Source organism: Citrobacter sp. Cb023 (assembly GCF_030336805.1).
Lineage (GTDB): Bacteria > Pseudomonadota > Gammaproteobacteria > Enterobacterales > Enterobacteriaceae > Citrobacter > Citrobacter braakii.
In genome coordinates, this window is record NZ_JAOWCV010000040.1 from 586516 (window position 1) to 600686 (window position 14171).

Sequence of the window (14171 nt, forward strand, 5' to 3'; positions counted from 1 at the left end):
GGATTTAACATGGCAGCCACTTTATTGGACGTTTGCGCCGTGGTGCCGGCTGCCGGGTTTGGCCGCCGAATGCAAACAGAGTGTCCTAAGCAGTACCTCTCTATTGGCAATAAAACCATTCTTGAACACTCGGTTGATGCGCTGCTGGCTCATCCCCGGGTGACGCGAGTCGTTATCGCTATCAGCCCAGGCGACAGCCGCTTTGCCCAACTTCCACTCGCCGCGCATCCGCAAATTACCGTAGTGGATGGCGGCAACGAGCGTGCCGATTCTGTCCTTGCCGGTTTGCAAGCCGCAGGTGAGGCCAGTTGGGTACTGGTGCATGACGCCGCGCGTCCGTGTCTGCACCAGGATGATTTAGCCCGTTTGCTGGCAATCAGTGAGACCAGCCGCACCGGCGGGATCCTGGCGGCACCAGTACGCGACACGATGAAGCGCGCGGAGCCGGGCCGAACAGACATTGCCCATACGGTCGATCGCACCGATTTATGGCACGCGTTGACGCCGCAGTTTTTCCCTCGCGAGCTGTTGCACGATTGCCTGACCCGTGCGCTCCACGAAGGCGCAACCATTACGGATGAGGCCTCGGCGCTGGAATATTGCGGCTTACATCCTCAGCTCGTTGAAGGACGGGCTGATAATATTAAAGTAACGCGTCCAGAGGATTTGGCGTTGGCCGAATTTTATCTGACCCGGACTACCCACCAGGAGAAGACATAATGCGAATTGGACACGGTTTCGACGTACACGCTTTTGGCGGAGAAGGCCCAATTATCATTGGTGGTGTGCGCATCCCGTATGAAAAAGGATTGCTGGCGCATTCTGATGGCGATGTGGCGTTACACGCGCTAACCGATGCTCTGCTGGGCGCGGCTGCGCTGGGGGATATCGGTAAACTCTTCCCTGACACCGACCCGACCTTTAAAGGTGCCGATAGTCGTGAATTATTGCGAGAAGCCTGGCGGCGTATTCAGGCCAAAGGCTATACGCTTGGTAATGTGGATGTGACGATTATTGCTCAGGCGCCGAAGATGCTGCCGCACATTCCGCAAATGCGCGTGTTTATTGCCGAAGATCTCGGCTGCCATATGGATGATGTTAACGTGAAAGCGACCACCACGGAAAAACTCGGTTTTACCGGGCGTGGGGAAGGGATTGCCTGTGAAGCGGTGGCGTTACTCATTAAGGCACCGAAATGACAGTGTTTGACGATCTGACGTATCTCCATGGCAAACCTCTGGGCCATGGCGTCCTGAAAGCGAATCCGGAAGATTTTGTTGTCGTCGAAGATTTAGGCTTCGAACCGGATGGCGAAGGCGAGCATGTTTTGGTGCGCATCCTGAAAAACGGTTGTAACACCCGTTTTGTGGCTGACGCGCTGGCGAAATTCCTGAAAATTCACGCCCGTGAAGTGAGCTTTGCCGGGCAGAAAGATAAGCATGCGGTCACGGAACAGTGGCTGTGCGCGCGTGTACCGGGCAATGCAATGCCTGATCTAAGCAAATTTGAGCTCGAAGGCTGTAAAGTTCTGGAGTACGCGCGCCACAAGCGTAAGCTGCGTTTAGGAGCGCTGAAAGGCAACGAATTTACGCTGGTGTTGCGTGAAGTGAGCGAGCGAAATGACGTTGAAGCGCGTTTGCAGGCGATTAGCGAACGCGGCGTACCTAACTATTTTGGCGCTCAGCGTTTTGGTATCGGCGGCAGCAACCTGCAAGGGGCGCTGCGCTGGGCACAAAGCGATGCGCCGGTGCGCGATCGCAATAAACGCAGTTTTTGGTTGTCGGCGGCCCGTAGCGCGTTGTTTAATCAGATAGTCAGTGAACGCTTGAAAAAAACAGACTTTAATCAAGTTGTTGACGGCGATGCGCTACAATTATCCGGACGCGGAAGCTGGTTTGTCGCCACACATGAAGAACACACTGAATTACAGCGTCGCGTCGATGAGAAAGAATTGATGATCACAGCGGCATTACCGGGCAGCGGTGAGTGGGGAACTCAGCGCGACGCACTGGCGTTTGAAAAAGCCGCTGTTGCTGATGAAACCGCGCTGCAGTCTCTGTTATTGCGCGAGAAAGTCGACGCGTCGCGTCGCGCTATGTTGCTGTATCCACAACAATTAAGCTGGAACTGGTGGGATGACGTAACCGTCGAGTTACGCTTCTGGCTACCGGCAGGTAGCTTCGCCACCAGTGTTGTAAGGGAACTTATTAACACAATGGGTGATTATGCGTATATTGCTGAGTAACGATGATGGGGTCCACGCACCCGGTATACAAACGCTGGCGAAAGCGCTGCGTGAGTTTGCTGACGTACAGGTGGTTGCCCCGGATCGTAACCGCAGTGGCGCGTCTAACTCGCTGACGCTGGAATCCTCACTTCGCACCTTTACCTATGATAACGGCGATATCGCCGTACAAATGGGTACGCCCACCGACTGCGTCTATCTGGGCGTGAACGCATTAATGCGTCCGCGTCCGGACATTGTCGTTTCTGGTATTAATGCGGGTCCTAATCTGGGTGATGATGTTATCTATTCCGGTACCGTTGCGGCGGCAATGGAAGGTCGTCATCTGGGGTTCCCGGCGCTGGCTGTCTCACTTGATGGCCATAAACACTACGATACTGCTGCCGCAGTAACCTGTCGTATCTTACGGGCGCTGAGTCGTGAACCGCTGCGCACCGGTCGCATTTTGAATATCAACGTGCCGGATTTACCGCTCGATCAGATTAAAGGTATTCGCGTCACGCGCTGCGGCAGTCGCCATCCGGCGGATCAGGTTATTCCACAGCAGGACCCACGCGGTAATACGCTGTACTGGATCGGGCCACCGGGCGAAAAGTGCGACGCCGGGCCGGATACGGATTTTGCAGCCGTCGATGAAGGCTATGTTTCTATCACGCCGCTGCATGTCGATTTAACCGCATACGGCGCGCATGAAGTGGTTTCTGACTGGTTAGACAGCGTGGGAGTCGACACGCAATGGTAAGCAGACGCGTACACACTCTTCTTGAACAATTACGTGCGCAGGGCATCAGAGATGAGCTTGTCCTCGATGCGCTCGCCGCCGTGCCGCGTGAAAAATTCATTGATGAGGCGTTTGAACATAAGGCCTGGGACAATATTGCCCTGCCGATTGGTCAGGGGCAGACGATTTCGCAGCCTTATATGGTTGCGCGAATGACCGAACTGCTTGAGCTAACGCCGCAGTCTCGGGTGCTGGAAATTGGTACTGGCTCTGGCTACCAGACGGCGATTCTGGCGCACCTGGTGCATCATGTGTGCTCCGTTGAGCGCATTAAAGGTTTGCAATGGCAGGCGCGTCGCCGCCTGAAGCAGCTTGATTTACATAATGTTTCGACCCGTCATGGTGATGGATGGCAAGGCTGGCAGGCGCGAGCTCCGTTTGACGCTATCATTGTAACGGCAGCGCCGCCCGAGATCCCCACCGCATTGATGATGCAACTGGATGAGGGCGGCATTCTCGTCTTACCCGTGGGCGATGAGCACCAGTTTCTGAAGCGGGTGCGTCGTCGGGGAGGCGAATTTATTATCGATACCGTGGAGGCCGTACGTTTCGTTCCCTTAGTGAAAGGGGAGCTTGCGTAGATAGCGCTGCTGAATACCTGGAGTTTTCCTGGTTATTCTCGAAAGAGTAAGCGTATTGTGACGGTGCCTTGCACGGTGATTACGTCACTGGTTTTAACCAATTTTCCTGGGGGATAAATGAGCGCGGGAAGCCACAAATTTACCGTTCGCCGCATTGCGGCATTGTCACTGGTTTCACTATGGTTGGCAGGTTGTTCAAACACCTCGAATCCACCAGCGCCGGTCAGCTCGGTTAACGGTAGTGCATCAACGAACACCAGTTCTGGCATGCTGATTACGCCTCCACCTAAAATGGGCTCGACGTCGACGGTACAGCAGACGCCACAGATCCAGTCGGTGCAGCAACCAACCACACAGCCAACGCAAATCCAGCCTGTTGCTCAACAGCCTGTGCAGATGGAAAACGGTCGTATTGTATACAATCGTAAGTATGGGAATATTCCGAAAGGTAGCTACACGGGCGGCAGTACCTATACTGTTAAGAAAGGCGATACCCTTTTCTATATTGCCTGGATAACCGGGAACGATTTCCGTGACCTCGCACAACGCAATAACGTTCCGGCCCCGTATGGCCTGAATGTCGGTCAAACTCTGCAAGTGGGCAACGCGTCTGGTGCACCGATTACCGGTGGCAATGCCATCACCCAGGCGGATGCAGCACAGCAAGGAGTTGTGACCAACCCTGCACAAAATTCCACCGTTGCTGTTGCTTCGAAACCAACAATTACGTATTCTGAGGATTCAGGTGAACAAAGTGCTAACAAAATGTTGCCGAACAACAAGCCTGCTGGGACTGTGGTCACAGCGCCTGTAACGGCTCCAGCAGTTAGCACAACCGAATCAACTGCAAGCTCAACGTCGACTAGCTCGCCAATCTCTACCTGGCGCTGGCCGACTGACGGCAAAGTGATCGAAAACTTTGCGGCTACCGAAGGTGGCAATAAAGGGATCGACATTGCAGGCAGCAAAGGACAGGCTATTGTCGCGACCGCAGATGGACGCGTCGTCTATGCCGGTAATGCGCTGCGTGGTTACGGTAATCTTATTATCATCAAACATAACGATGATTACCTGAGCGCCTACGCCCATAACGATACAATGCTGGTCCGGGAACAACAAGAAATCAAGGCGGGGCAGAAAATAGCTACCATGGGTAGCACCGGAACCAGTTCAACACGCTTGCATTTTGAAATTCGTTACAAGGGGAAATCCGTAAACCCGCTGCGCTATTTACCGCAGCGATAATTAGGCGGAACCAGGCTTTCACGTGCTAGTTCCGTTAGGGATCACGGGTAGGAGCCACCTTTATGAGTCAGAATACGCTGAAAGTTCATGATTTAAATGAAGATGCGGAATTTGATGAGAACGGAGTAGAGGCTTTTGATGAAAAAGCCTTGAGTGAAGAGGAACCCAGTGATAACGACCTGGCTGAAGAAGAGCTGTTATCGCAGGGGGCCACACAGCGTGTGTTGGACGCGACTCAGCTTTACCTTGGTGAGATTGGTTATTCACCACTGTTAACAGCCGAAGAAGAAGTTTATTTTGCGCGTCGCGCACTGCGTGGAGATGTCGCATCTCGCCGTCGCATGATTGAAAGTAACCTGCGTCTGGTGGTGAAAATTGCTCGTCGTTATGGCAATCGTGGTCTGGCATTGCTGGACCTGATTGAAGAGGGCAATTTAGGGCTTATCCGTGCCGTCGAGAAGTTTGACCCGGAACGTGGGTTCCGCTTCTCAACATACGCAACCTGGTGGATCCGCCAGACGATCGAACGGGCGATTATGAACCAAACCCGTACGATCCGACTGCCGATTCACATTGTAAAAGAGCTGAACGTCTATCTGCGTACCGCGCGTGAGTTGTCGCATAAACTGGACCACGAACCGAGTGCAGAAGAGATTGCTGAACAACTGGATAAACCGGTTGATGACGTCAGCCGTATGCTCCGACTCAACGAGCGTATTACCTCGGTAGACACCCCGCTGGGTGGCGATTCCGAAAAAGCGTTGCTGGATATTCTGGCCGATGAAAAGGAAAACGGTCCGGAAGACACCACGCAAGACGATGATATGAAACAGAGCATCGTCAAATGGCTGTTCGAACTGAACGCCAAACAGCGTGAAGTGCTGGCACGTCGTTTTGGTCTGCTGGGGTACGAAGCTGCGACACTGGAAGATGTGGGCCGTGAAATTGGTCTCACTCGTGAACGTGTTCGCCAGATTCAGGTTGAAGGTCTGCGTCGTCTGCGTGAAATTCTGCAGACTCAGGGACTGAATATCGAAGCGCTTTTCCGCGAGTAAGCACAAGTTCTATCAAGAAAGGCCAGTCTCATTGAGACTGGCCTTTTTCTTTAGGGCTAACGCTATCGGGCTCTTTTTACTACACCAGACTTTTCAACCGGTAGATCCACTCAAGCGCCTGGCGAGGCGTTAGCGAATCCGGGTCGAGGTTTTCCAGCGCATCAACGGCGGGTGACGTTTCTTCCGGTACTGACAGCAGTGACATCTGCGTACCGTCGACCTGGGTTGCGGCAACATTTGGCGCGATGCTTTCCAGTTCGCGCAGTTTTTGCCGCGCGCGTTTGATCACCTCTTTCGGTACGCCAGCCAGGGCAGCGACTGCCAGACCATAGCTCTTGCTCGCCGCGCCATCCTGCACGCTGTGCATGAAGGCGATGGTATCGCCGTGCTCTAACGCATCCAGATGCACATTAGCGACACCCTCCATTTTCTCCGGTAACTGCGTCAGTTCGAAGTAATGGGTCGCAAATAAAGTTAATGCTTTGATTTTATTTGCCAGATTTTCTGCGCATGCCCATGCCAGCGACAGGCCGTCGTAGGTGGAGGTACCGCGTCCAATCTCATCCATCAGCACCAGACTGTTCTCGGTCGCGTTATGCAGAATGTTGGCGGTTTCGGTCATTTCTACCATGAAGGTGGAACGACCTGATGCCAGATCATCCGCCGCGCCCACGCGGGTAAAGATACGATCGATAGGCCCGATCTCGACTTTCTGTGCCGGAACGTAGCTGCCGATATAGGCCAGTAGCGCAATCAACGCAGTCTGGCGCATATAGGTACTTTTACCCCCCATGTTTGGGCCGGTGATGATCAGCATCCGTCGCTGAGGCGAGAGGTTAAGCGGGTTGGCGATAAACGGCTCGGTCAGCACCTGTTCAACCACCGGATGGCGTCCCTCGGTAATACGAATACCGGGTTTATCGGTGAAGATCGGACAGGTGTAATTCAGGGTATAAGCACGCTCCGCGAGGTTGACCAGCACGTCCAACTCCGCCAGCGCGCTGGCGCTCTGTTGCAAATCAGCCAGGTGTGGCAGCAGCATGTCGAACAGTTCGTCATACAGCTGTTTTTCCAGCGCCAGCGCTTTGCCTTTTGAGGTCAGAACTTTGTCTTCGTACTCTTTCAGTTCCGGAATAATGTAGCGTTCGGCGTTTTTCAATGTCTGGCGGCGTACGTAGTTAATTGGCGCCAGATGACTTTGCCCACGGCTGATCTGAATGTAGTAGCCGTGCACGGCGTTAAATCCTACTTTCAGCGTGTCCAGACCGGTGCGTTCGCGTTCGCGGATTTCCAGTCTGTCGAGGTAGTCCGTGGCGCCATCAGCCAGCGCTCGCCACTCATCAAGCTCTTCATTGTAGCCTGGGGCAATGACGCCGCCGTCACGTACGAGCACTGGCGGAGCTTCCACGACGGCACGTTCCAACAGTTCACGCAGCTCAGTAAACTCACCCATTTTCTCGCGCAGCATCTGCACAGGGGCACTGTCTACGTTTTCCAGTTGTGCGCGCAGTTCGGGTAATTGCTGGAAGGCATGACGCATACGGGCCAGATCGCGCGGGCGCGCAGTACGCAGGGCCAGACGCGCCAGAATACGTTCCAGATCGCCTACCTGACGCAGCACGGGTTGTAATTCGCTGGTGGTATCCTGCAGCGCGCCGATGGTCTGTTGGCGCTCGATGAGGATTTTGGTGTCGCGGACCGGCATATGCAGCCAGCGCTTGAGCATACGGCTACCCATCGGTGTCACGGTGCAGTCGAGTACTGAAGCCAGCGTGTTTTCCACCCCGCCCGCCAGGTTCTGGGTGATTTCCAGATTGCGGCGTGTGGCGGCGTCCATAATGATGCTGTCCTGCTGACGCTCCATGGTGATGGAACGAATATGCGGCAGCGAGGTGCGTTGGGTATCTTTTACGTATTGCAGCAGACAGCCGGCAGCGCATAATCCGCGTGGGGCGTTTTCCACGCCAAAGCCAATCAGATCCCGCGTGCCGAACTGCAGATTTAACTGCTGACGGGCGGTATCAATTTCAAATTCCCACAGCGGACGACGGCGCAGGCCGCGACGTCCTTCTATCAGTGAGGTTTCGGCAAAATCCTCGGCATACAGCAATTCAGCGGGGTTGGTGCGCTGCAATTCCGCGGCCATGGTTTCGCGGTCAGCGGGTTCACTGACACGAAAACGCCCGGAGCTGATATCCAGCGTAGCGTAGCCGTACCCTTTACTGTCTTGCCAGATGGCGGCCAGCAGGTTGTCCTGGCGTTCCTGCAACAACGCTTCATCACTGATGGTGCCTGGTGTGACAATACGTACCACTTTGCGCTCAACCGGGCCTTTGCTGGTCGCCGGATCGCCAATCTGTTCACAAATAGCAACGGACTCACCCTGATTGACCAGCTTGGCGAGGTAGTTTTCTACCGCATGATGAGGAATGCCTGCCATCGGGATTGGCTCGCCTGCAGATGCGCCGCGTTTGGTCAGGGATATATCAAGCAACTGAGACGCGCGTTTCGCATCGTCATAAAACAGTTCGTAAAAGTCGCCCATGCGGTAAAACAGCAGTATTTCCGGGTGCTGAGCTTTCAGCTTGAGATACTGCTGCATCATGGGGGTGTGGGAGTCTAAGTTTTCTATTGTACTCATTGGTTTATGATGTCCATTTTCTTAATTTTTAATGAGTTAGTGATTTTTTGGTTATCGTTAAGTTTCACGTTGTCTCATCGAATATCATGAAATCCTACATTTAAAGGTGGGTTAAAGTGTGCCTTGCCAACCTATACCTGGGTAAAATATGGGCATATACAGAGTAACCTACCTTGATGTTCATGACTGCATAAGGTGCATGATAACGGAGTCTTTATGGCAGGAAAACAAGAGGGAAAGCTACTTTCGTTTAAAGCGGTAGAAATGATGAAGCCTGGCGACAAAGATAAGTCCATAAATGACTCTGAGGTGTCTGTTAAATCCGTAGTGATTCAACCTGTACGACAACCGGGGCGATACCTCAGTCCGGAGGCCATTAGACAGGCCTCGTCGTGAGGATCGAATCTGCTTACAGATGTGGGGTCGATCCATTATTCTGGAATACACTGGTATCAGGACGATGTTTCATGCAATTTATCTGCTGGAGTTCCTCAATGGTATATTCGCGGTACAAGAAATACTGGATTTGAGTACCGTATCTGAGGTTCATTTTCTGAGCCAAGGCAGATACCCGCTGATACACTGCTTTCGTTGAGCAGTGCAGAAGTTGGGATGTGGCAGTAATATTTATTTGTCGGCGTAACGCACAGGCTACGGAAATCTCGGTATGGGTAAGGTTACGTAGCTCCCGCAAAGAATCAATTATGGTGAGTATATGATAGACAGTATATCTTCGGCCTTCATTAATATACCGGATAAACTCCGTTACAGAGGCGGTTCTGGAGATACCCTCCAGTGATGAAAGCACCTTTGATAACATTCCACGGCCTTTTACAAAAATGATAGAATAGCCGTCGGTCAGTTCATTGCAAACACGATGTTTAATATCATGCAAGCTGAAGAAAGATTCAATATCAATAATACATAAGTTCTCTTCGCGCAGGCTATCTATTGGCATCAGCCCTCCCGCAGACCGGGTAAAAAAAATATCATCAGAGAATACGACAAACGACATTGGGAAAAACCTTAACTCTTTGTTTTTAAGAAAAATGAGTCCGGTGCTTTCCTCAAAGGGATACACTGGACAATAAATGATTTACTGATTTTTTGAGATGAAACTAAGAAATTACAAGAACATCCTCATTCAGACGCTATTTTTTGTCTGACACCATTAGCGTTATCTCTTTTTTATTTAGCATGGAAATAATCCCCTGATCCTTCAGGCTATCCAGGGCACGCGACAAGGTGGATATCGAAATGCCCAGAACCTGGGCCAGTTCTTTCTTACTGATCGGTAACTCAAGGTTGAGATGCTCAAAGCCATACTCTTTATAAGTGCGAGACAACAGTTGCAGGAAATATTGAACCTTCTGCAAGGTATCACTTTTGGTCAATACTGAAATAAATTGCTGTTTTTCCTGCGCCGAACGTGACAGGATCCTGACAATAAAATCTGTAAACCCTGGCATCAGCTGGCTCATTTCGTAGAAATGATCGCTTCTCAGTACGCAAACTTCTATTTCCGTTGCGGCTTGAATATCCTGCTGACTGTACCCGATGTGCAGCTCCTCCACGCCCATCACCTGTCCTGGCAAAACGATCCCCATCAGCTGCCCGCGCGCATCGTAAACCTTAGCGGCCCCGCTACGTAGGGCATACAGCTCGTCTATTTTCTCTCCCCGACGATAAATATATTCACCTCTGGCAATCTTCTTTTTTGTCTCCAGATTGCGGATAAACAATGGATCTTTCTGCCTGAACAGATAGGCGGAGCACAGTTCTGCAAAACCGCACTCTTCACAATTGACACAATTATTTCTTTTCATAGTGAATGTATAACACTATCCCTGTTATTGAATCACACAGTTCATTAAGGGTGATAAGGTATTTGCAATCGTAATATAGTTATTGTCTTTTTTGTCTAAGGAGATAACGTATTCCCCTTCCATCCCAAATATTTTTGTTGTCAGCAGGGTAATGTCTTCCGGCACATTATCGTGAGCCATGATATCTTTTGTCGTCGTATTCATACGATACTGGTTCCCACTGACGTTATGATAGGTAAATGTTATATAACGCGACAATCGATATTGACGCCCCTGATAGTCAATGTTGCCGGAAAGATTAAATACGCCCGTTTCGTTCTTGTTAAATTCAAACGTGATATTTCCTTTGAATAAGAGAGCGTGATCCGAAGCGTCAACATAGGTGATATTCGCAAAGCAGCGTTTGTCAAAATAAACACCCGATCGCAGGCTTAGTTGCCATGTTAACAGACAAATCAACGCGACCACTGCCAGCACTAAGGTTGTCATCAGCTTCATTTTAATTTCCAGTTAAAAGCATAATGGTTCTCACAATAGACAATTTTTGCTGTTGCCTTATCTGTTGGACAATAAGAGTAGAAAAACCGACCATGACTACCGTAAAGAACACTGGGTTGAAAATAAACCATAATCTGCGCGGGTTTCCGGGCGCACTTTAGCTCAAGTTCAGGCTGTAGCTGACGGATAATATTCATGACCTGAGGGTCAACTTCCTCCGATAAATCTTCATAGGCAGTAAATTTGCAGTTCCCGATTTCACCAATACTGTATTCGGCTGCAAAACGCGGTGAACCCTGTTTCTGGCTGAGTATCCAAAGGTTGGCCAGCAGCAAAAACGCGATAGCCGCAATCAGCCAGAGGTTTTTTTTATCCTTCGTTGCCGCCTTACGCAGGGATACCGGAAGAGGTGTGGTACTCACCATTTCTTCATCATTCTGCAGTTCAACGGCGATTTCTGGTGAGAAGTAAAAGCCCACCTTGGGTACGGCTACAATAATTTCCTCAATGAATATTAAGGATGTTAATGTTTTTCTGAGGATACTAATGTACTGGCTCAGCGATGAACTGGAACCCGGATGGCCCGCTTCCTCCCAGACTTTATCCAGAAGATAATCGCGTTCAAGTACCCGGCCTGGCGACGCAATCAGTAACGAAAGAATACGGTTAGCGGTATTTGTTAGCCTTTTACTTTGCTCGTTTCCGGGTTCCTTGACCACAAGTTCCCCGCTCTCGCTATCGTAAATGACTCTATTGGCTATCAAATATTTCATTCGCGTTTTCTTTCGGTAAATTTATACAATATGCATTCTGCGCGGCTGCGATTTCGGGTTATGCCTGGCTTAGTACATCGCAACCAAAGGTCTGAGCACTGCAATATTATGGCTTAGCAGATCGACAATGTCCCGATCCAGACGAAAATTTGACGCCTCTTCCTCCAGAATAATCAATGCTTTTTCGCTGGACATCCCCTGACGATAGGGGCGGTTCTCGGTCATCGCGGTGAAAACATCAGCCACAGCAATAATACGCGAAGGGATATCCAGCGCAGCCGCACCCAGGCGAAAAGGATAGCCGCTGCCGTCGAGGCGTTCATGATGTCTTGCCGCCCAGTGTACGATTTCACCCAGCTCCTCAATGGGATGTAGCATCTCCAGCGTCTTATAGCTGTGGCGCTTCATTTGCGCGTACTCGTCCGGCTCCAGCTTTCCCTGCTTCTCGAGGATTTCCAGTGGAATACCCAGCTTGCCAATATCGTGCAGGTACCCCGCGATGCGGATTTTATCCTGGGTGTAGCGATCGCAGCCGTACAGCTCCGCAAGCTTCGCCGCCACGTGAGCCACGCTGGTACTGTGAGTCTGCGTAAAGCTGCTGTATTTATCGACGATATTCGAAATCAGCAGGCAGACCTCCAGAAAATCATGGTGATCCAGCACCACATCATTGAGCGGGCTGATAACGCGCAGCACCTGTTGTAATGAGGGCGAACTCAGGCGAAACCAGAAACCATCCTCATGGCTGGCATCCTGTAGCGCCTCGACCAGGCACGATGGCCATAGTGGGCTACTGGCCAGAAAACCGGAAACAATATTATGCCGTTGGGCCACATAGTCACCTTCAATCCCGCGCAGCCACAGCTCAAACTCATCGGCCAGATGCACCAGATGCCAGGTATTTAGCATTGTATTCTGCGTGTAACCCAAGGCATCCGCGTGGCGCGTTTCAAGAATTGCGGTCACTGGCTGTAAAAAACGTACGCCGGACATCATTGAGGCGCCAAGTCGTCCATGCTCTTCAATAAAGGCTTTACCATGGGCGCCACTGAAGGGGTGCACTTTGCTCAGCGCCCCGATATTGTGCAACATACCCGCAAGCCAGGCGTTATTGATGGCTGCACTGTCAAAACCGGCTCGATTCCCGAGATACCAGCAAATGAGACCCGTGCGTTGCAAATGATGCACCAGTTCAGGAGAAAGCGGGTGCATAATGCTGTGCAAAAGATCAAGCACGGTTTGAACAGATATTTTCATAAAATCCTTTAAGAGAATTAAATTAAAAACTTACTGTAGCCCGTCTGGGCCACAGTAAAATAGGGGGGTTAATCGTAGCCAAACATTATCTGCGCAGTCGCCACCACGCTACCGGTTGATAATGCTGATGCGTTATAAACTTTGTAATAAGCATGAAGATAAATGTATTGCGTATTGCTTATATCATCATCTTTAGCGATATCTAATATTTGCGAAGCATGTTCCATATTATTGCTACTGGATATTTGCACCTCATCATAGTCACCCATAAACATCCGGCTACGAATGGCAATACCTACCCCTCCCGCCGTGGTTTCATCGTTGACCATTATCTGGTAGCTGGTATCAGAACTGACTAAATCATTGCTGGATAACCAGGCCTTAACATTGCGGGTAGATGTTTTAATTCCGGCCAGGTTGCCGCACTTCAGCGGGATCGTGAAATCGGCACCAGTTGCCTTTCCATTTTTTTTCAGGACGCTAAACGGAGCAGGGGGTAATTTCACGCTCATGTCCCGCGTCATATTGCAGGTTGTTTCTTTTGGCTCAAACTGAATCGTCAGCTTCTCATAAGCAATAAAATAATCGGTATTCCAGCTTTTGCGTGCGGTTTCAGACATCATATTGGACCAGGCGCGATAAGCATATGTTTTGCTGGAAAGGAACGGTGAGCTGGAGCCGCTTCCGGTACCGCTCATCACCGCAGGTATGACCGACAGTGCGCCGCTGGTTGTGGTTTTGGTATAGCTTTCCATGCCCACAGGCGGAGCCGACATTAATTCCGCCCGCAGCGTATATTGTGTCTGATATGACAGAGAGTGAATGCCCACGATACCGCTGACAGTCACTTTGGTATCGCCACTAATGGTGGCCGTTAATTTTATCCAGTAGCTACTTTCACCATCCGCACTGTTGAAATTCAAATAAACAGGAGAACCGTTGAAACCGGTAAAATAATATAAGTGGTCTTGCGCCAGACCACCGATCCCAATATTCCCGTAAGTACAGGTCATACTACCCGACCAACTGGTGGTATAGGAATATTCAACGACGTTTGAATTCACGAAAGCCGATGAAAGATTTAGCGACTTATCCGATTCTGCGACGCTGGTAAAAAGTATGCCGGAATTACGGCAGGTATCGCCTGTTACACCGCGAGACTGAGCCTGCGACTGTGCTTGTGCAGATAATATTGGGAGTGCGGTCAGTATTATGGCCGTAACCATAAGATAAAATAATTTTTTCATGATTGATTCTGTTAGCTGAGAA

15 protein-coding genes are annotated in these 14171 nt (G+C 50.8%); 7 read left to right on the top strand and 8 right to left on the bottom strand.

The window, feature by feature from the left end; translation table 11 throughout:
• Window positions 1-9 precede the first annotated feature (9 nt).
• From ispD to OGW44_RS23620, 5 genes are read left to right on the top strand one after another with little or no spacing between them, the layout of a single operon-like run.
• Window positions 10-720 (top strand): 2-C-methyl-D-erythritol 4-phosphate cytidylyltransferase, encoded by a 711-nt coding sequence (gene ispD, locus OGW44_RS23600; RefSeq protein WP_016154210.1) that lies wholly within the window; start codon window positions 10-12, stop codon window positions 718-720.
• Window positions 720-1199: a 2-C-methyl-D-erythritol 2,4-cyclodiphosphate synthase gene (gene ispF, locus OGW44_RS23605; protein ID WP_016154209.1), complete on the top strand. Its 480-nt coding sequence runs from the start codon at window positions 720-722 to the stop codon at window positions 1197-1199. Before ispD ends, ispF begins: the two co-directional genes overlap by 1 nt.
• Window positions 1196-2245: a tRNA pseudouridine(13) synthase TruD gene (gene truD / locus OGW44_RS23610; protein ID WP_185654473.1), complete on the top strand. Its 1050-nt coding sequence runs from the start codon at window positions 1196-1198 to the stop codon at window positions 2243-2245. The genes ispF and truD overlap by 4 nt, the downstream gene beginning before the upstream one ends.
• Complete coding sequence (surE, locus tag OGW44_RS23615) at window positions 2226-2987, top strand: 5'/3'-nucleotidase SurE (protein WP_016154207.1); 762 nt, start codon at window positions 2226-2228, stop codon at window positions 2985-2987. Before truD ends, surE begins: the two co-directional genes overlap by 20 nt.
• Window positions 2981-3607: a protein-L-isoaspartate(D-aspartate) O-methyltransferase gene (locus OGW44_RS23620; protein ID WP_003034172.1), complete on the top strand. Its 627-nt coding sequence runs from the start codon at window positions 2981-2983 to the stop codon at window positions 3605-3607. The genes surE and OGW44_RS23620 overlap by 7 nt, the downstream gene beginning before the upstream one ends.
• A 32-nt stretch (window positions 3608-3639) precedes the next feature.
• Here the strand turns inward: OGW44_RS23620 and OGW44_RS23625 are convergent, their stop codons facing one another.
• Window positions 3640-3867: a hypothetical protein gene (locus tag OGW44_RS23625; protein ID WP_225622947.1), complete on the bottom strand. Its 228-nt coding sequence runs from the start codon at window positions 3865-3867 to the stop codon at window positions 3640-3642.
• Here OGW44_RS23625 and nlpD point away from each other — a divergent pair.
• Window positions 3770-4852 carry a murein hydrolase activator NlpD gene (gene nlpD / locus OGW44_RS23630; protein ID WP_230330220.1) on the top strand — a complete coding sequence of 361 codons (1083 nt, stop codon included), beginning with the start codon at window positions 3770-3772 and terminating at the stop codon, window positions 4850-4852. The two genes, OGW44_RS23625 and nlpD, sit on opposite strands and share 98 nt — an antisense overlap.
• Before the next feature lie 62 nt (window positions 4853-4914).
• Window positions 4915-5907 carry an RNA polymerase sigma factor RpoS gene (rpoS, locus tag OGW44_RS23635; RefSeq protein WP_000081498.1) on the top strand — a complete coding sequence of 331 codons (993 nt, stop codon included), beginning with the start codon at window positions 4915-4917 and terminating at the stop codon, window positions 5905-5907.
• A 79-nt stretch (window positions 5908-5986) separates the two neighbouring features.
• Here rpoS and mutS read toward each other — a convergent pair whose 3' ends face one another.
• From mutS to OGW44_RS23670, 7 genes are all read right to left on the bottom strand, one after another.
• The gene (mutS, locus tag OGW44_RS23640) at window positions 5987-8548 is read right to left on the bottom strand and encodes a DNA mismatch repair protein MutS (RefSeq protein ID WP_047414286.1); all 2562 of its coding nucleotides are present in this window, start codon (window positions 8546-8548) and stop codon (window positions 5987-5989) included.
• Window positions 8549-8957: 409 nt separating this feature from the next.
• Window positions 8958-9563, bottom strand: a complete 606-nt coding sequence (locus OGW44_RS23645; RefSeq protein ID WP_104651269.1) for a hypothetical protein — start codon at window positions 9561-9563, stop codon at window positions 8958-8960.
• Between the two features lie 136 nt (window positions 9564-9699).
• Window positions 9700-10374 (bottom strand): Crp/Fnr family transcriptional regulator, encoded by a 675-nt coding sequence (locus tag OGW44_RS23650; RefSeq protein WP_047414281.1) that lies wholly within the window; start codon window positions 10372-10374, stop codon window positions 9700-9702.
• Between the two features lie 24 nt (window positions 10375-10398).
• Window positions 10399-10872 carry a FidL-like protein gene (locus OGW44_RS23655; RefSeq protein WP_047414279.1) on the bottom strand — a complete coding sequence of 158 codons (474 nt, stop codon included), beginning with the start codon at window positions 10870-10872 and terminating at the stop codon, window positions 10399-10401.
• Entirely contained in the window at window positions 10869-11645 is a 777-nt protein-coding gene (locus OGW44_RS23660; RefSeq protein WP_047414277.1) for a winged helix-turn-helix domain-containing protein, read from the bottom strand. The genes OGW44_RS23655 and OGW44_RS23660 overlap by 4 nt, the downstream gene beginning before the upstream one ends.
• A 69-nt stretch (window positions 11646-11714) precedes the next feature.
• Entirely contained in the window at window positions 11715-12902 is a 1188-nt protein-coding gene (locus tag OGW44_RS23665; RefSeq protein WP_047414275.1) for an HD-GYP domain-containing protein, read from the bottom strand.
• A gap of 68 nt (window positions 12903-12970) precedes the next feature.
• Window positions 12971-14149 (bottom strand): fimbrial protein, encoded by a 1179-nt coding sequence (locus tag OGW44_RS23670; RefSeq protein WP_185654474.1) that lies wholly within the window; start codon window positions 14147-14149, stop codon window positions 12971-12973.
• Window positions 14150-14171 lie beyond the last annotated feature (22 nt).